Below are 14,737 nucleotides of genomic sequence, written 5' to 3'. Positions count from 1 at the left end.
CGCGCGGCGCCGGTGGTGTCACCGCAGCGCCTGAACCTACTGACGACATCTTCCAGTATGAATGCCGAGCGGCGAAATCCGCTATTCCGTCCGGCATTTGCAGCCTTCTGGAGGATCGGACGTCTCGCTCCACATCCGAGCACGGGCAGCTCCGCCCGGCGAACACCCGCTGGTGTCCGATCGCGAGGAGCAACCGCGCGCTCGCTGAGAGGCTATCTCATGCGGCCCCAAACCCCGAGTGTCTTGCGTGTCGCATCCGGGCCCACGGCGATGGCGTTGGCCACAGTGGACAGCGACCGGCACGGCGGCCGGCGCCTCCGGGTCAAGGCGGCCCGCACTGCCACCGGCGCCGCGGCCGGCGAGACGGCGGGCAGCGGCCCCCTGGATCACTGCGCGGGCGGCGGGCCGGCGTGTTCCCGGATCCAGGCGTGCATGGCGATCCCGCTGGCGACACCGGCGTTGATCGATCGGGTCGAGCCGTACTGGGCGATCGAGAAGAGCTGATCGCAGGCCGCCCGTGCCGCGTCGGAGAGCCCCGGGCCCTCCTGGCCGAAGAGCAGCACACAGCGCCGGGGCAGCACCGTCGTCTCCATCGGCCGCGAGCCGGGCAGGTTGTCGATCCCGACGATCGGCAGCTCCTCCCGCTGGGCCCAGGCGACGAAGTCGGCGATCGTCTCGTGATGGCGTACGTGCTGGTAGCGGTCGGTCACCATCGCGCCGCGCCGGTTCCAGCGGCGGCGGCCGACGATGTGCACCTCGGCGGCGAGGAAGGCGTTGGCGTTGCGCACCACCGTGCCGATGTTGAAGTCGTGCTGCCAGTTCTCGATCGCGACGTGGAAGCCGTGCCGGCGGTGGTCCAGGTCGGCGACCACCGCCTCCCGCCGCCAGTAGCGGTACCGGTCCACCACGTTGCGCCGGTCGCCGTTGGCGAGCAGCTCCGGGTCGTAGCGGGGATCCGTCGGCGGCTCGCCCGGCCACGGCCCGACACCCACGTCCAGCTGCTCATCCGTCACGTTCTGCAGAGGGTACGGCCCGCGCCGACGGCTACGGGCAGAGCCCCAGGGCCGCACCGAGCTGCGCCAGGAAACGCTGATCGTCCGGGTCGGCCCCGCCGTCGGCCGCCTCCGGCCGCGCCGCCCGGCAGACCCGCGCAGCCACCGACTGGACCCACTGCCGGTACGCCGCCGAATCTGCCGGATCGGCCCGACCCGTCAGCACCTCGACCGCACGAGCACACTCGGCGAACACCTTGTCGACCGTGTTGACCTGCGCGTACGTCTCCGATGCGACCTCGGCCTCGGCGTAGACGGCGGCGACGACGGCGCGGACCAGGTCACTGTCGGAGGCGCGACCGGCGGCGATGCCCTCCAGGCCGGCCAGGCCCGGCGCGACCGGCTCGGCGACCCGGCGTGTCGCGCTGACCACCATGACCCTTCCGGGCAGGCGGGCGAGCAGCCGCCACTCGGCGGCCGAATAGAGCGCCGTACCGAGCGAGGTGCCACGACGACCGGGGCGTTCGGGCCCACCGGCAGCGGAGTGACTCATCGGTACCTCCGGCGTCAGCATATGACGAAAGGTGGCAAAACGAACCGCCCCCGCCGGAATGGACGGGGGCGGTTCACCGCTCGTACGGTCGACCGCACGCGGTCCAGGTCAGCGCGGGTCGGCTTCGCGGCCCGGCTGCGCGGGTCGGGTCAGCACGGCCCGGGCCAGCGCGGGTGCGGTCAGCGCGGGTGCGGTCAGCGCGGGTCGGGGAAGCTCGGACGCTCGGGGTCGACGCCCTCGGGGGCGTTGGCGACGGCGTACTCCTTCTTGGGGACCATCACCTTGCGGCGGAAGACGCAGACCAGCGTGCCGTCCTGGTTGTAACCGCGGGTCTCCACGGCCACGACGCCCCGGTCGGGCTTCGAGGCGGACTCGCGCTTGTCCAGCACGGTCGTCTCGCCGTAGATGGTGTCGCCGTGGAAGGTCGGGTGCACGTGGCGCAGCGACTCGATCTCCAGGTTGGCGATGGCCTTGCCGCTGACGTCCGGCACGGACATCCCCAGCAGGATCGAGTAGATGTAGTTGCCGACCACCACGTTCTTCTTGAACTGCGTGTTCGTCTCGGCGTAGTGCGAGTCGATGTGCAGCGGGTGGTGGTTCATGGTGAGCAGGCAGAAGAGGTGGTCGTCGTACTCGGTGACGGTCTTGCCCGGCCAGTGCCGGTAGACCGCGCCGACCTCGAACTCCTCGTAGTAGCGACCGAACTGCATCGTTGTGCCCTTCGACAGACGGCGACGGAGTAGGGATCAGCATGCCGTACCGATGGGTAACTTGAGGAGCCAGGGCGGGCATCGCGGGAAATTTCACAGCCACGCCGGAGCAGACACTCACGCGGGATTCGCCAAAATCATCGGCGGACGCAATGAGCGGCGGGGCCCTCCCCGGCACCCGCCGCCCACGCTTTGATGGCTAGATTCTGCCGTACGCGCAGTAGTTACCGAAAGAGTTCCCAAAGAGATCGGGATCACATTTGCCAATTCGTGACCTGACCCAGCGTAGGCCCTGCTGACGGCGGGTAATGGCCGGTGGTGGGGGGGTTTGAGCGAGGCTCGGCGCCGGCAGGGCGGCCGCGCGGATGAGCGCTCCCCGAGTCACGCTCAGTGACGCATTTGCAGAGTGCAAACGCATGCCCGGGCAACCCACCCGCGGTTTCAGGGTCACCACGCAGGGAATTTCCGCAGGGCCATCCGGAGTTTCAACGAGCACAGATACTCGAGCCGAGCGGAGTGGACACATGGCAACCGTGGAACTGACCACCGGCAACTTCCAAGAGGTGACCGGCCAGGAGGGCATCGTGCTGGTGGACTTCTGGGCCGAATGGTGCGGTCCGTGCAGGCAGTTCGCCCCGGTCTACGAGCGCTCCTCCGAGAAGCACGCCGACATCGTCTTCGGCAAGGTCGACACCGAGGCGCAGCAGGCCATCGCCGCGCAGTTCGACATCCGGTCGATTCCGACCATCATGGCCATCCGCGACGGCATCATCGTCTTCGCCCAGCCGGGTGCGCTGCCGGAGTCCGCGCTGGAGAACCTCATCGAACAGGTCCAGGCCCTGGACATGGACGAGGTCCGGCAGAAGGTCTCGGCCACCGAGTCCTGAGGCACCGCCGCGGCCCCGGTCGACCACTCGGCCGGGGCCGCGGCATGTCCGGCGCGATGTCGACCGGGCGCTTGCCATCCATTGGAACGTGTGTTCGAATTAGGCATGCGTTGGGACAGCCTCGCCGCTCCCCCGGACGGGACGCCCTCGCCGGGGGCAGCGCCAGTGGCTCCACCCCTGCCACTGGCGCTGCCCGCTGCGGTCACCAGGACATTCGACACCCCCGAGTTCGCCGGGATGACCTTCTACGAGATCCAGGCGAAGTCGATCGTCAACCGGGTCCCCGGCACCTCCCGGGTGCCCTTCGAATACACCATCAACCCGTACCGCGGCTGCTCCCACGCCTGCGTCTACTGCTTCGCGCGCAACACCCACACCTATCTCGACATGGACGCCGGGGTCGACTTCGACCAGCGGGTGATCGTCAAGGTCAACGCCGGGGAGCTGCTGCGCCGGGAGCTGGCGGCGCCGCGATGGCAGCGGCAGCACATCGCCATGGGCACCAACGTCGACTGCTACCAGCGCGCCGAAGGGCGCTACAAGCTGATGCCGCAGATCATCGGTGCGCTCACCGACTTCGCCAACCCCTTCTCCATCCTCACCAAGGGCACGCTGATCCTGCGCGACCTGCCCCTGCTGCGCCGGGCCGCCGAGGTCACCCCGGTCGGCATCTCCTTCTCGATCGGGTTCGTCGACGAAGCACTGTGGCGGGCCGTCGAACCCGGCACCCCGAGCCCACGACGACGGCTCGACGCGGTCCGGGCCTTCACCGACGCCGGGTTCTCTGTCGGCGTGCTGATGGCGCCGGTCCTGCCCGGCCTCACCGACACCGACGAGGCGATCGACGCCACCGTCTCGGCGATCGCCGCAGCCGGGGCGACCAGCCTGACGCCGCTGCCGCTGCACCTGCGCCCCGGCGCCCGCGAGTGGTATGCCCAGTGGCTCGCCAAGACCTTCCCCCATCTCGTTCCCCGCTACCGCGAGCTGTTCCGCAGCGGGTCGTACCTGCCGCAGGCGTACCAGCGGGAAGTCACCGCCCGGGTGCGGATGGCCGCCCGCCGGCACGGACTGCACCGCGCCGAGGGCAACCCGAACCGCGACCTGCCGCAGACCCCAGCCGCCGAGCAGCTCACCCTGCTCTGACCGGACGGCGGGTCTACTCCGTACTGACTGGACAGCGGCGCTGCGGCCTCCTGACCGGACCGGCGGCCTCCTGACCGGACGGCGGCGCTACGGTCTGCTGACCGGGCGGCGGCGCTACAGTCGCACGATGCGCAGCATCGCCGAACTCCTCGCCGACTCCGCCGTGATCGCCGTGGTCGGCGCCTCCCGCGACCCGGGCAAGCCCGCACACAGCGTCCCGCTGCAGATGCAGCGGTACGGCTGGCGGATCGTCCCGGTCAACCCCAGCGCCGACGAACTCTTCGGCGAGCGGGTCTACCGCTCGCTGGCCGACATCCCGTTCCCGGTCGACCTGGTCAACGTCTTCCGCCCCGCGGACGACGCCCTCGACGTGGTCCGGCAGGCGGTGGAGATCGGCGCGCCGGCGGTCTGGCTCCAGCTCGGCATCGTCTCCCCGCAGGCCCGCCGAATCGCCGAGGAAGCCGGCATCGACTACGTCGAAGACCGCTGCCTCGCCGTCGAACGCGCCGTCGCCGCCCTCACCGGCCCCACCCCCCGCCGGTAAACCAGCGCCACAAGCCCGCACCCCTGATCCGGACGCACCCTGCGCCGGCCGCCACCCGAAGATCGGCGCCGGCCGCCACACGAAGATCGTTAGTTCATTTCCAGTGTTCTGACAGGGGAAAAACACTGGAAATCAACTAACGATCATGACGGCGTGGAAGACAGACAAGCGCCAAGGCGGGGCGGTGCTGTCGCACCGCCCCGCCTACGTTGCAGGTCGTCCTCTCCGGGGAGAGGTCAGAGCTTGTACTCCTTGAGCAGGCCCCGGGAGATGATCGTCTTCTGGATCTCCGAGGTGCCCTCGCCGATGAGCAGGAACGGCGCCTCACGCATGAGCCGCTCGATCTCGTACTCCTTGGAGTAGCCGTAGCCGCCGTGGATGCGGAACGACTCCTGGACGACCTCGGCGCAGTACTCGGAGGCGATCAGCTTCGCCATGCCGGCCTCGACGTCGTTGCGCTGCCCGGCGTCCTTGAGGCGCGCGGCGTTGACCATCAGGGCGTGCGCCGCCTCGATCTTCGTACCCATCTCGGCGATCTTGAAGGCGATGGCCTGGTGCTTGGCCAGCGGCGAGCCGAAGGTCTGCCGCTGCTGGGCGTAGGCGATGGCCAGCTCGAAGGCGCGGATCGAGATGCCGCAGGCGCGGGCGGCCACGTTGACGCGGCCGACCTCGATGCCGTCCATCATCTGGTAGAAGCCGCGGCCGACCTTGTCGCCGCCGCCGAGGACGGCGCTGTCGGGCACCCGAACCCCGTCGAGAATCATCTCGGTGGTCTCGACGCCCTTGTAACCCATCTTTTCGATCTTGCCGGGGATGGTCAGGCCCGGGGCGGTCTCGCCGAAGCCCGGCTCCTTCTCCAGCAGGAAGGTGCTCATGTTGCCGTAGACCGAGTCGGCGCCGGTGTCGGTCTTGACCAGGGTCGCCACCACCGAGGAGTACGCCCCGTTGGTCAGCCACATCTTCTGGCCGTTGAGGACGTAGTCGTCGCCGTCCCTGACCGCCTTCGACTTGATCGCCGAGACGTCGGAACCGCACTCCGGCTCCGACATCGAGAAGGCGCCCCGGACGTCGCCGGTGGCCATCTTCGGCAGCAGCCGCTGCTTCTGCTCCTCAGAGCCGTGCTTGGAGATCAGGTACGCCACGATGAAGTGGGTGTTGACGATCCCGGAGACCGACATCCAGCCCCGCGAGAGCTCCTCGACCACCAGCGCGTACGTCAGCAGCGACTCGCCGAGGCCGCCGTACTGCTCGTCGATGGTCAGGCCGAACAGGCCCATCTCCTTCATGCCGGCGAGGATGTCGGCCGGGTACTCGTCAGCCTTCTCCAGCTGCTGCGCGTGCGGGATGATTTCCTTGTCGGCGAACTCCCGGACGGTCTCGAGGATCGACCGCTGGACGTCGGTCAGCCCTGGGGTCTGGGCGAGTCGGGCCATGTTCAGAGCCTCCGGAGGGTTCAGGGGGTGGCGTACTCACGAGTAACTGGTGGCGCGGTAAGTATCCGGCCGGCATACGACGCGAGCCAACCCGGGCAGTCCATGCATTCCCTGTGAAAAGGTTCACCGCTGCGGCACCCGCAGGCAAGCCCCTGCCGTAATCAACCGGCCTGACACCGCACGACAAGCCGCACGAAAGGCGCATGACAAGCCGCACGAACGGGTCCGCCACCCGCCCGCGCGCCGGCGAAGTGCCCGGACCGACGCGGGCGGCGCAGATCGAAGATGACGACTGACGAGGGTCGTTGCCCGTCCTGGTCGGCGGACTCGCCGACGAGGGTCTGTGATCATGGATCCGCCCCAGGCAGGATGTAGCCAGCATCCGATCAACGGGGCGATCCGGTCGCCATTGAGCATGAGGACGGCAGTCGCATGACCCAGCCACCAAGCCACGACCCGCAGGACCCGAACGCGCCCCGCTCCGGCGCGCCGGACCAGTGGGCGACACCCGGCCAGCAGCCCTACGGCGAGCAGCAGCAGCCACCCGCGTACGGCCAGGGGCAGTGGCCGCAGCAGGGCCAGTGGCCGCAGCCGGGGCAGCCAGGACAGCCGGGCCAGCCGGGGCAGCCGGGGCAGCCGGGGCAGGAGCAGTGGGGCGGCGCCCAGTACGGCCAGCAGCCTGCCGGCGGCCAGCCGCCGTACGGCTACGGCTACGGCGCGCCCCCGCCGGGCAACAAGACCAACGTCCTCGCGATCCTCGCCCTGGTCTTCGCGTTCGTCTTCCCCGTGGCCGGCATCGTCATGGGGCACATCGCCCTCAAGCAGGTCCGGGAGAGCGGCGAGGAGGGAGAGCCGCTGGCCAAGTGGGGCATGATCCTCGGCTACGTCTTCACCGGCCTCGCTCTCCTCGCCTGCTGCGGCTACATCGGCCTGATCGGCTGGGCCGTCTCCGAAGGCCAGCCCGGCACCTACTGACCGGCACCCGCGAGCCGGCCCGCATCCCGCCGACGTCCGGCACCACCGGACGTCGGCGGGGCACCCTGCCTCAGCGGAACTGCGCCTCCCGGACGCTGTTGCCGCCGTCGACGACCAGCAGCTGACCGGTGATGTACGAGGCGGCTGGCGCGCAGAGGAATGCCACCGCGGCGGCCACCTCGTCCGGTGTGCCCGGCCGTCCCACCGGCGTACCCATGCCCTTGCGCAGCTCGGCGACGGTCGACGCGGCCGTGTAGATCGTGCCGGGCGCGACGGCGTTGACGGTGACGCCGTCGGCGATCATCTCCATCGCCAGCGCGCGGGTCAGCCCCACCACCCCGGCCTTCGCCGCGGCGTACGCCGCCTCGGTCGGGAAGGCGTTGACCGGTCCGGTGGTGGCGGCCAGGTTGACGATGCGCCCCCAGCCGCGCTCGGCCATCCCGCCGATGAACGCGCGGCTGCAGAGAAACGCGGTGCTCAGGTTGCGGTCGATCTCGGCCCGCCACTCGTCGTACGTCAGCTCCGCCACCGGACGCAGCACCTCCGGACTTGCCCGGCTCGCCAGGCCGGCGTTGTTGACCAGCACTTCCACGTCGCCGAGGTGGTCGACGACAGCGTCGGCAAGCGCCCCGACCTCCGCCTCGTCGGTGAGGTCGGCGACGAAACCGGTCGCGCCGAGTTCGGTGGCCCGTTCGTGGATGCGGCGGGTGGTGGAGACGATGGCCACCCGCGCCCCCAGCTCGACCAGGCGACGCGCGGTGGCGTAGCCGATCCCGTCCGGGCTGCCGGCCCCCGTCACGAGCGCGACGCGCCCCTCGAGCCGCATGGTGACCACTTCGGTGAGCGGCACCGCGTCGTCGGTTCGTTCCGCCCCCGCCTCGACTGTCATGGCCGCGATCCTGCCCTGCGCACCGGCACCGCGGCAACGCGACGCACAGGCATGACCACTCTCCGACGTCCAGTTGCGACCTGCGTCGCCGTTGCCGGCGAAGGGCGGTCCTCACCGGAGCCGGCTCCGCCGACAAATCCGGATCCCACCGCTTCGCCTCGGGGCCACCCAATGTCGATCTAGGCCGCTACCCTGTTCCGGCCGCTGATCATGATGTTGGAGCGATGATGACCAATCCACAACCGCCCGCCGAATCACCGGCCCCCTCCGCGCCACCGGTCCCCTCCGCGCCACCGGTCCCTTCGGCGCCACCGGCCGTCTCGGCGCCACCGGCCTCCTCCGCGCCACCTGCCCCCTGGGCAGCGCCTGCCCCCTGGGCGCCGCCGGCCGTCTGGCCCGGCCCGTACGGCTATGCCCAGCCCGGGCCTCCCCCGGAGACGACACCGACCAACGGCCTGGCGATCAGCTCCCTCATCCTCTCGGTCGGCGGGTTCTTCCTGCTGACCTGCCTGGGCATCGGCGGGTTGGTGGGCATGGCCGGCGCCATCCTCGGCCACGTCAGCCGCCGGCAGATCCGCGAACGGGACGAGGAGGGGGACGGGCTGGCGATCGCCGGGATCATCATCGGCTGGATCGCTGCCGGCATCGGCCTGATCATCTTCAGCGCCCTGGGGGACCTCGCCTTCGCGCCGTGAACGTGCCCAGCGGCGACCCCGCACGTCGCGGCTCCGCCGCGGTCGAGCGTCACCGCTACCCTGTTGCCGCCCTCGAAACGATGTTGGAGCGACGATGACCAATCCGCAGCCTGCGTGGCAGGACCCCTCGGCCAACCCGCCGCCGACCCCGGACGCCTTCCCCGCCCCGGAGCCGGTCAGCTCCGCGCCGGCACCCACCTTCGGCGCGGACCCGTACACGAACCCGGTCCAGCCGGTCAGCGTCGACCCGTACGCGGACCCCGCCCGGCCGGTCAGCGCCGAACCCCAGCCGTTCGGCGGTGAGCCTCCCACGGCCGTGGTGCCGCAACAGGTGAGCGCGAACCCGTACGCCAACCCGGCCAACCCGTACGCGAACCCGGCCGACCCGTACGTCGTCCCCGCCCAGCCGGCTCCGTACGGCTACCCGCAGCCGGGTCCGTACGGCTCCCCCCAGCCCGGGCCGTACGGCTTCGGTTACCCCGGATATCCGGTGCCGGCTCCCACCAACGGCATGGCGATCGGGTCGATGGTCGTCTCGATCTCCGCGATCCTCTTCCTGACCTGCTATGGAGTCGGCGGACTGATCGGCGTCGTCGGTGCCATCCTCGGTCACGTCAGCCGTAAGCAGATCCGCGAACGGGGCGAGGGCGGGGACGGGATGGCGCTCGCCGGAATCATCGTCGGCTGGATCGCCACGGCCCTCGGCCTGCTCATCGTCGCCTTCTTCGTCGTCCTTGTCGTCTTCGCCGTCAATCAGCCGAGCACGGGGTACTGACGGCGCGAGGAGACCACCGGCTTCCACTGTGGCCTGAGCCGACGGGAGCGGCGACCGGCCAGGAGCGGCAACTGGGCCGGGCCACAGTGGCGCAGCCGCGGCGGCGGCCTCCGTCGCGATCCCCCCGACGCGCTAGCCTCAGGCCATGACGGGCGTAGATGAAGGCGTGACGGAGCCGGCACTCCGGCGGCTGGTCGTTGTCACCGGCGCGAGCTCCGGGATCGGGCTCGCCGCGGCGACCGCCCTGGCCCGGCGCGGTGACCGGCTCGCACTGGTCGGCCGGGACCCGGCGCGGCTGCGGGCCGCCGGTGAGCAGGTGCACGAGGCCGGCGGGGTGAAACCGGAGCTGTTCCGCGCCGACTTCGCCGTCCTGGACGACGTGCGCCGGCTGGCGGAGAAGCTCCGCGCCGGCTACGACCACATCGACGTGCTCGCCAACAACGCCGGGGCGATCGTGCTCACCCCCGTCACCACGATCGACGGCTTCGAACTCTCCATCCAGGCCAACCACCTGGCGCCGTTCCTGCTGAGCAACCTGCTGCAAGACCGGGTGGGGCGCATCGTCAACACCGCCTCCGGCGCGCACCGCAGCGGAGCCCTGGACCCGGACGACTTCAACGCGCCACTGCGGCGGTACCGGTCGCTGCGGGCGTACGGCACCAGCAAGCAGGCGAACATCCTCTTCACCGCCGAGGCGGCCCGCCGCTGGCCGGAGGTGGAGTCCTACTGCTTCCACCCCGGGGTGGTGCGGACCCGGTTCGCCGCCGACAGCCGGCTGGTGGCCTGGGGCATGCGGATCGCGCCGCTGCTGCGTACGCCGGAACAGGGCGCCGACACGCTGCTCTGGCTGGCGGAGACCGACGCGCGGCAACTGGTCGACGGGGCCTACTACGCCAACCGCAGACGGCGCCGGCCGCTGCCCAAGGCCGCCGACCCGCAGCTGGCCGCGCGGCTCTGGGAAGCCAGCAGCAAGGCCGTCGGCCTGAGCTGAGCCCCCGGGGCGGCTGCCTCAGCAGATGCAGAACTCGTTTCCCTCCGGGTCGGCCATGGTGATCCAGGAGAAGGGACCCTGCCGGCCGTTGTGCAGGAAGGTCGCGCCGCGGCGGGTCAGCTCGGCGGCGACCGACTCGACCTGCTCGGCGCCGACCTCGATGTCCAGGTGGAGCCGGTTCTTCACCGTCTTGCCCTCCGGCACCTGCTGGAACAGGATCCGCCGGCCGTTGTCCGGATGCCGCAGGGCGGCGCCGGCCGCCCAGACCAGGACCCCGCGGTGGCGGGTGGTGTCCTCGGGCGAGGCCTGGCCCTCGTCGACCATCCGCTGGATGAATGCCTTGTCGGAGGGCTCGACCTGCCAGCCGAGGGTCTCGGCCCACCAGTCGGCCTGGTCGTGCGGCTGCGCGGAATCAACGGTGAGCTGGAAGTCGTGTGCCATCGGTTCAGGCTAGGTACGCGCACCGACAAAACCGGGCAGGAACCGCCGGTCACCGCGACAGGTGCACCGGCACCGTCGTCACCACCACACCGGGCAGCTCCCGCAGCGCCTGCCGCAGCCGGTGCTCGGTACGGCTGTGCAGCAACTGGTGCCAGCGGCGCCGCACGATCACCTCCGGCAGGATCACCGTCAGCGCCAGATCCGGCCGGGCCGCGTGCAGTGCGGCCAGGTACTGCGCCAGCGGCGCCACGATCGCCCGGTACGGCGAGACGATCGTCTCCAGCCGCACATGGTCGCCCCAGACCTGCCACTGCTGCCGGAACCGCTGCGCCTCGGCCTCCTCCGGGCTCAGGTGCACGGCGAAGATCGGCTGGCGCAGCGAGGCGGCGTACGCCAGCGCCCGCAGCGAGGCGAGATTCAGCCGGGCCACCGGCACCACCACCAGGTGACGTACCTGCTGGGGCAGCTCCTCGGCCTCACCGCCGCCGTCGTCCACCGCCGGCGCGGCGGCGGGGCCGACGGTGATCGGGCCGGCGTCGCCGGCGGGTGGGCGCAGCGCCAGCTCCTGGCGCACCACGTCGTAGTGCGCGCGGATCCGCGACGCCAGCAGCATCAGCAGCGGCACCGTCAGCACCACCACCCAGGCGCCCTCGCCGAACTTCGTCACCGCCGCGATCAGCAGCACGACCCCGGCGAGCCCGGCCCCGAACGCGTTGATGCCGAGCTTCTTTCGCCAGTGCCGGCCGCGGTGACGCCACCAGTGCACCGCCATCCCTGTCTGGGAGAGGGTGAAGGCCAGGAAGACCCCGACGGCGTAGAGCGGGACCAGCTTCTGGGTCTGCCCGCCGAAGACCACGAAGATGACCGCGGCGGGCACGGCGATCGCCATCAGCCCGTTGCCGAAGGCGAGCCGGTCCCCCATGTGCAGGAAGCGCCGCGGCGCGTACCCGTCCCGGGCGACGAAGAAGAGCAGGCGGGGGAAGTCGCTGAAGGCGGTGTTCGCCGCCAGCGCCAGGATCAGCGCGGTCGCGGCGAGGATCAGCCCCCGCCAGGGACCGCTCGGGAACACGTGCCGGGCCAACTGGGAGATCATCGTCTCGTCGGCGGTCGGGACGATTCCGTTGAGGTGACTCAGCAGCACCAGCCCGATGAAGAAGACCACCAGCATGGCGATCATCCAGGTCAGCGTGGTGCGGGCGTTGCGCCACTCCGGACGGCGGAAGACCGGGACCGCGTTGGAGACCGCCTCCACCCCGGTCATCGAGACCGCCCCGGAGGAGAAGGCCCGCAACACCAGCAGCAGACCGACCCCTTCGGCCGCTGGCACCGGCGGCGGTGGCAGCGGGGTGAAGCCGCGCGCCCCGGCCTGCGCCAGGCCGACGGCCAGGAGCGCGACCAGGGCCAGCAGGAAGAGGTACGTCGGCAGCGCGAAGAGCCGGCCCGAGGAGCGCACGCCGCGCAGGTTCCCGCCGAGCAGCACCAGGATCACCAGCACACCGATCGGCACCGTCAGCGGCGCCAACCCCGGCAGCAGCGACACGAGCGCGTGGACGGCGGCGGCCACCGAGACCGAGACGGTCAGGATGTAGTCCATCATCAGCCCGGCGGCCGCCGCCAGCCCCGAGCGCGGGCCGAGGTTGTCGCTCGCCACCAGGTACGACCCGGCACCGTGCGGATAGGCGGCGATGGTCTGCCGGTACGACACCCCGATCGCGATCATCAGCACGATCAGCGCGGCGGCGATGGGCAGCGAGAGGCCGAGCGCCGCCGTACCGCCGAGCACCAGGACCGCGAACATCGCCTCCGGCCCGTACGCCACCGAGGAGAGCAGATCGGAGGAGAGCACCGGCAACGCGACGAGCTTGCGCATCCGCTCGTAGACGACAGCGGCGCTGCTCAGCGGCGGTCCGAGGACCGTGCGCCGGACCGGGGTCAGCCAACGTCCCAGCCGGGACGCGTCCTCGGCGGCGGGCGGCGCGGCGACCAGTTCGCCGGGGCGCTGCGGGTGGAACATCCGCACCGGGGCGAGCCGGCCGAACCGGCCCGGTGCGGGCGGGTGCCGGTACCGGCCCAGGGTGGGGTCGACCGGCAGGCCGGAAGGGGCCGCGGCGCCGTCCCAGTGCGCGCCGATGCCGCGTAGCAGCGCCAGCTCCTCCTCGCTCAACGGCGGGAACTCCGCCAGCGGGCTGAGCACCACGTCGGCGCCGCCGGCGGGCTCCGCCGTCGCCTCGGCCGCCGGGCGCTCGCCTCCGGCCATCCGCACCGCCCCTCGCCGCTCTGCCGCTGCCCCCTCCATCAGGCCACGGCCGCGGTTCACGCAGCGGCGGTTTACCGCAAATGCCACCTCCGCCCCGCGCGGCGGCAACCGGCGTACGGCCGCGCACCCTCACCGAGAGTGGGCACGGGACCACGCACAGGCGACATCGCATCTAAGCTGATCGAACCTCCGGGCCGCGTCCATCCCGCCCTCACCCTTTCGGAAAGGCGTTCAACGATGCCCGCCTACCGCGCGGTCCTCTTCGACTTCTTCGGCACGCTCACCCACGCCGTGGCCCGCGGGGCGCGGCACCGTGCGGTCGCCGATCTGCTCGGCTGCACCCCGGACTCACTCGCCACCGCTCTGGACGAGTCCTACTTCCTGCGCGCCAGCGGCCGGCTCGGGAACGCCGCCGACTGTCTGCGCTGGGTCTGCGACCGAACGGGCGTACGCCCATCGGAGGCGGCGCTGCACGCCGCCGTGCGGGCCCGGCGGGCGGCGGTCCGCGACGACACCCGGCTGCGCGCCGACGCGGTGACGACGCTGCGCGCGCTGCGCGCCCGCGGCCTGCAGACCGGCGTGATCAGCGACTGCACCCACGAGGTGCCCGGCCTGCTGGCGGACCTGCCGGTGGCGCCGCTGCTCGACACCCGGGTCTTCTCCGTCGAGGTGGGGCGCTGCAAGCCGGACCCGTTGCTCTATCTCACCGCCTGTGCGGCGCTGGGGGTGCCGGCCGCGCAGTGCCTCTACGTCGGCGACGGGGGCAGCCGGGAGCTCAGCGGCGCGCGCGGCATCGGAATGACGGCGGTCCGGCTGGCCGCCCCGGACCTGGCCTGGCATCTGGTCTACGACAGTGAACCGGGATGGCACGGACCGACCCTGACCAGCCTCGGCGAGGTGGTCGGGATGATCGACACCGGGGCGCCGGTCAGCGGCGACGGACCCGGTGCAGCCGGAACGGCTTGGCCGTCCGCCGTGCCGCCGGCGTCGGGCGGGGCGCGGCGGCCAGCGAGCCGTCCGGCAGTGATTCCCCGGCAGTCGGCAGGCCCAACGGCGCCAGCCGGGTCAGCACGCACTCCCGAGCCCACCGCTGGGCCAGGTCGCTGATGCTGCCGCGGGCGTTGAGCCGCTTCGCCGCCACCTGATGCGCGATCTCCTGCCACTGCTCGCCGTCGGGCTCCACCCGCGTCACCGCCGCTGGCCAGGTCACGATGCGGCCGCCGTGGTCACCACGGAGCGTCACCGCTGCCGTCTGCGCCTCGGCAAGGCCCGGGGCGGACTGCTCACCGGGCCCGCTGACGACATAGAGCGCGCCCTCCACCGGCAGGCACCAGAGCGCGTACGCCGGGCCGTCGTCGATGCTGACCCACGCCACCGCGGCCTTCTTGATCGCCTCGGCCACCAGTGGCGACTCCATCGTCTCCGTCACAGCGTCCATCCTGCCCCACGCCG

General features: G+C 71.4%; 15 protein-coding genes and 1 pseudogene. 8 read left to right on the top strand and 8 right to left on the bottom strand.

Annotated features, from left to right (window positions below):
- Nucleotides 1-386 precede the first annotated feature (386 nt).
- The 3 genes from ACK8GG_RS03225 to ACK8GG_RS03215 all read right to left on the bottom strand — a co-directional run bounded on the left by ACK8GG_RS03225 (nucleotide 387) and on the right by ACK8GG_RS03215 (nucleotide 2,273).
- Nucleotides 387-1,013, bottom strand: coding sequence for a TrmH family RNA methyltransferase (locus ACK8GG_RS03225; protein WP_440354144.1), 627 nt, complete (start codon nucleotides 1,011-1,013; stop codon nucleotides 387-389).
- Nucleotides 1,014-1,044: 31 nt separating this feature from the next.
- Nucleotides 1,045-1,545, bottom strand: a complete 501-nt coding sequence (locus ACK8GG_RS03220) for a hypothetical protein (protein WP_440355487.1) — start codon at nucleotides 1,543-1,545, stop codon at nucleotides 1,045-1,047.
- 194 nt (nucleotides 1,546-1,739) lie between these two features.
- Entirely contained in the window at nucleotides 1,740-2,273 is a 534-nt protein-coding gene (locus ACK8GG_RS03215; protein ID WP_440349199.1) for a MaoC family dehydratase, read from the bottom strand.
- Nucleotides 2,274-2,779: 506 nt separating this feature from the next.
- On the opposite strand from ACK8GG_RS03215, the gene trxA reads away from it, so the two are divergent.
- The 3 genes from trxA (at nucleotide 2,780) to ACK8GG_RS03200 (ending at nucleotide 4,829) form a co-directional block, all read left to right on the top strand.
- Entirely contained in the window at nucleotides 2,780-3,142 is a 363-nt protein-coding gene (gene trxA, locus ACK8GG_RS03210; RefSeq protein WP_440354146.1) for a thioredoxin, read from the top strand.
- 105 nt (nucleotides 3,143-3,247) lie between these two features.
- Nucleotides 3,248-4,285: an Rv2578c family radical SAM protein gene (locus ACK8GG_RS03205; RefSeq protein WP_440355486.1), complete on the top strand. Its 1,038-nt coding sequence runs from the start codon at nucleotides 3,248-3,250 to the stop codon at nucleotides 4,283-4,285.
- Between the two features lie 127 nt (nucleotides 4,286-4,412).
- Complete coding sequence (locus ACK8GG_RS03200) at nucleotides 4,413-4,829, top strand: CoA-binding protein (protein ID WP_440348333.1); 417 nt, start codon at nucleotides 4,413-4,415, stop codon at nucleotides 4,827-4,829.
- Nucleotides 4,830-5,065: 236 nt separating this feature from the next.
- Here the strand turns inward: ACK8GG_RS03200 and ACK8GG_RS03195 are convergent, their stop codons facing one another.
- On the bottom strand, nucleotides 5,066-6,262 hold the full coding sequence (locus ACK8GG_RS03195; RefSeq protein WP_440348334.1) for an acyl-CoA dehydrogenase family protein: 1,197 nt from the start codon (nucleotides 6,260-6,262) through the stop codon (nucleotides 5,066-5,068).
- A 432-nt stretch (nucleotides 6,263-6,694) separates the two neighbouring features.
- Between ACK8GG_RS03195 and ACK8GG_RS03190 the strand changes: the two genes are divergently transcribed.
- Nucleotides 6,695-7,237 (top strand): DUF4190 domain-containing protein, encoded by a 543-nt coding sequence (locus tag ACK8GG_RS03190; RefSeq protein ID WP_440355485.1) that lies wholly within the window; start codon nucleotides 6,695-6,697, stop codon nucleotides 7,235-7,237.
- A 70-nt stretch (nucleotides 7,238-7,307) separates the two neighbouring features.
- Here ACK8GG_RS03190 and ACK8GG_RS03185 read toward each other — a convergent pair whose 3' ends face one another.
- The gene (locus ACK8GG_RS03185; RefSeq protein ID WP_440354149.1) at nucleotides 7,308-8,126 is read right to left on the bottom strand and encodes an SDR family NAD(P)-dependent oxidoreductase; all 819 of its coding nucleotides are present in this window, start codon (nucleotides 8,124-8,126) and stop codon (nucleotides 7,308-7,310) included.
- Between the two features lie 227 nt (nucleotides 8,127-8,353).
- Between ACK8GG_RS03185 and ACK8GG_RS03180 the strand changes: the two genes are divergently transcribed.
- The 3 genes from ACK8GG_RS03180 to ACK8GG_RS03170 all read left to right on the top strand — a co-directional run bounded on the left by ACK8GG_RS03180 (nucleotide 8,354) and on the right by ACK8GG_RS03170 (nucleotide 10,587).
- Nucleotides 8,354-8,821: a DUF4190 domain-containing protein gene (locus ACK8GG_RS03180; protein WP_440355484.1), complete on the top strand. Its 468-nt coding sequence runs from the start codon at nucleotides 8,354-8,356 to the stop codon at nucleotides 8,819-8,821.
- 94 nt (nucleotides 8,822-8,915) lie between these two features.
- The gene (locus ACK8GG_RS03175) at nucleotides 8,916-9,596 is read left to right on the top strand and encodes a DUF4190 domain-containing protein (RefSeq protein WP_440355483.1); all 681 of its coding nucleotides are present in this window, start codon (nucleotides 8,916-8,918) and stop codon (nucleotides 9,594-9,596) included.
- A gap of 145 nt (nucleotides 9,597-9,741) precedes the next feature.
- Nucleotides 9,742-10,587 carry an SDR family NAD(P)-dependent oxidoreductase gene (locus tag ACK8GG_RS03170; RefSeq protein WP_440354152.1) on the top strand — a complete coding sequence of 282 codons (846 nt, stop codon included), beginning with the start codon at nucleotides 9,742-9,744 and terminating at the stop codon, nucleotides 10,585-10,587.
- A gap of 18 nt (nucleotides 10,588-10,605) precedes the next feature.
- On the opposite strand, the gene ACK8GG_RS03165 is transcribed toward ACK8GG_RS03170, so the two are convergent.
- Together ACK8GG_RS03165 and ACK8GG_RS03160 are read right to left on the bottom strand one after the other, a co-directional pair.
- A complete protein-coding gene (locus ACK8GG_RS03165; RefSeq protein WP_440354153.1) occupies nucleotides 10,606-11,028 on the bottom strand; it encodes a VOC family protein in 423 nt (140 codons plus the stop codon).
- A 49-nt stretch (nucleotides 11,029-11,077) separates the two neighbouring features.
- Nucleotides 11,078-13,285, bottom strand: a complete 2,208-nt coding sequence (locus tag ACK8GG_RS03160) for an APC family permease (protein WP_440354154.1) — start codon at nucleotides 13,283-13,285, stop codon at nucleotides 11,078-11,080.
- A 237-nt stretch (nucleotides 13,286-13,522) separates the two neighbouring features.
- On the opposite strand from ACK8GG_RS03160, the pseudogene ACK8GG_RS03155 reads away from it, so the two are divergent.
- Nucleotides 13,523-14,083 (top strand): annotated as a pseudogene (locus ACK8GG_RS03155) (HAD family hydrolase); the annotation flags it as partial.
- A gap of 130 nt (nucleotides 14,084-14,213) precedes the next feature.
- On the opposite strand, the gene ACK8GG_RS03150 reads toward ACK8GG_RS03155, so the two are convergent.
- Nucleotides 14,214-14,723 (bottom strand): hypothetical protein, encoded by a 510-nt coding sequence (locus tag ACK8GG_RS03150; RefSeq protein ID WP_440355482.1) that lies wholly within the window; start codon nucleotides 14,721-14,723, stop codon nucleotides 14,214-14,216.
- Nucleotides 14,724-14,737 lie beyond the last annotated feature (14 nt).

Source organism: Melissospora conviva, from assembly GCF_049523535.1.
GTDB classification, from domain to species: Bacteria; Actinomycetota; Actinomycetes; order Mycobacteriales; family Micromonosporaceae; genus Melissospora; species Melissospora conviva.
This window is presented reverse-complemented; position numbering and strand designations above follow the sequence as displayed.

Excerpts from the sequence above, each read along its gene's own strand:
- ACK8GG_RS03200 (WP_440348333.1), top strand. The coding sequence starts at position 4,413 with ATGCGCAGCATCGCCGAACTCCTCGCCGACTCCGCCGTGATCGCCGTG.
- ACK8GG_RS03220 (WP_440355487.1), bottom strand. The coding sequence starts at position 1,545 with ATGAGTCACTCCGCTGCCGGTGGGCCCGAACGCCCCGGTCGTCGTGGC.
- ACK8GG_RS03175 (WP_440355483.1), top strand. The coding sequence starts at position 8,916 with ATGACCAATCCGCAGCCTGCGTGGCAGGACCCCTCGGCCAACCCGCCG.
- ACK8GG_RS03190 (WP_440355485.1), top strand. The coding sequence starts at position 6,695 with ATGACCCAGCCACCAAGCCACGACCCGCAGGACCCGAACGCGCCCCGC.
- ACK8GG_RS03195 (WP_440348334.1), bottom strand. The coding sequence starts at position 6,262 with ATGGCCCGACTCGCCCAGACCCCAGGGCTGACCGACGTCCAGCGGTCG.
- trxA (WP_440354146.1), top strand. The coding sequence starts at position 2,780 with ATGGCAACCGTGGAACTGACCACCGGCAACTTCCAAGAGGTGACCGGC.
- ACK8GG_RS03180 (WP_440355484.1), top strand. The coding sequence starts at position 8,354 with ATGACCAATCCACAACCGCCCGCCGAATCACCGGCCCCCTCCGCGCCA.
- ACK8GG_RS03185 (WP_440354149.1), bottom strand. The coding sequence starts at position 8,126 with ATGACAGTCGAGGCGGGGGCGGAACGAACCGACGACGCGGTGCCGCTC.
- ACK8GG_RS03150 (WP_440355482.1), bottom strand. The coding sequence starts at position 14,723 with ATGGACGCTGTGACGGAGACGATGGAGTCGCCACTGGTGGCCGAGGCG.
- ACK8GG_RS03170 (WP_440354152.1), top strand. The coding sequence starts at position 9,742 with ATGACGGGCGTAGATGAAGGCGTGACGGAGCCGGCACTCCGGCGGCTG.
- ACK8GG_RS03160 (WP_440354154.1), bottom strand. The coding sequence starts at position 13,285 with ATGGCCGGAGGCGAGCGCCCGGCGGCCGAGGCGACGGCGGAGCCCGCC.
- ACK8GG_RS03165 (WP_440354153.1), bottom strand. The coding sequence starts at position 11,028 with ATGGCACACGACTTCCAGCTCACCGTTGATTCCGCGCAGCCGCACGAC.
- ACK8GG_RS03205 (WP_440355486.1), top strand. The coding sequence starts at position 3,248 with ATGCGTTGGGACAGCCTCGCCGCTCCCCCGGACGGGACGCCCTCGCCG.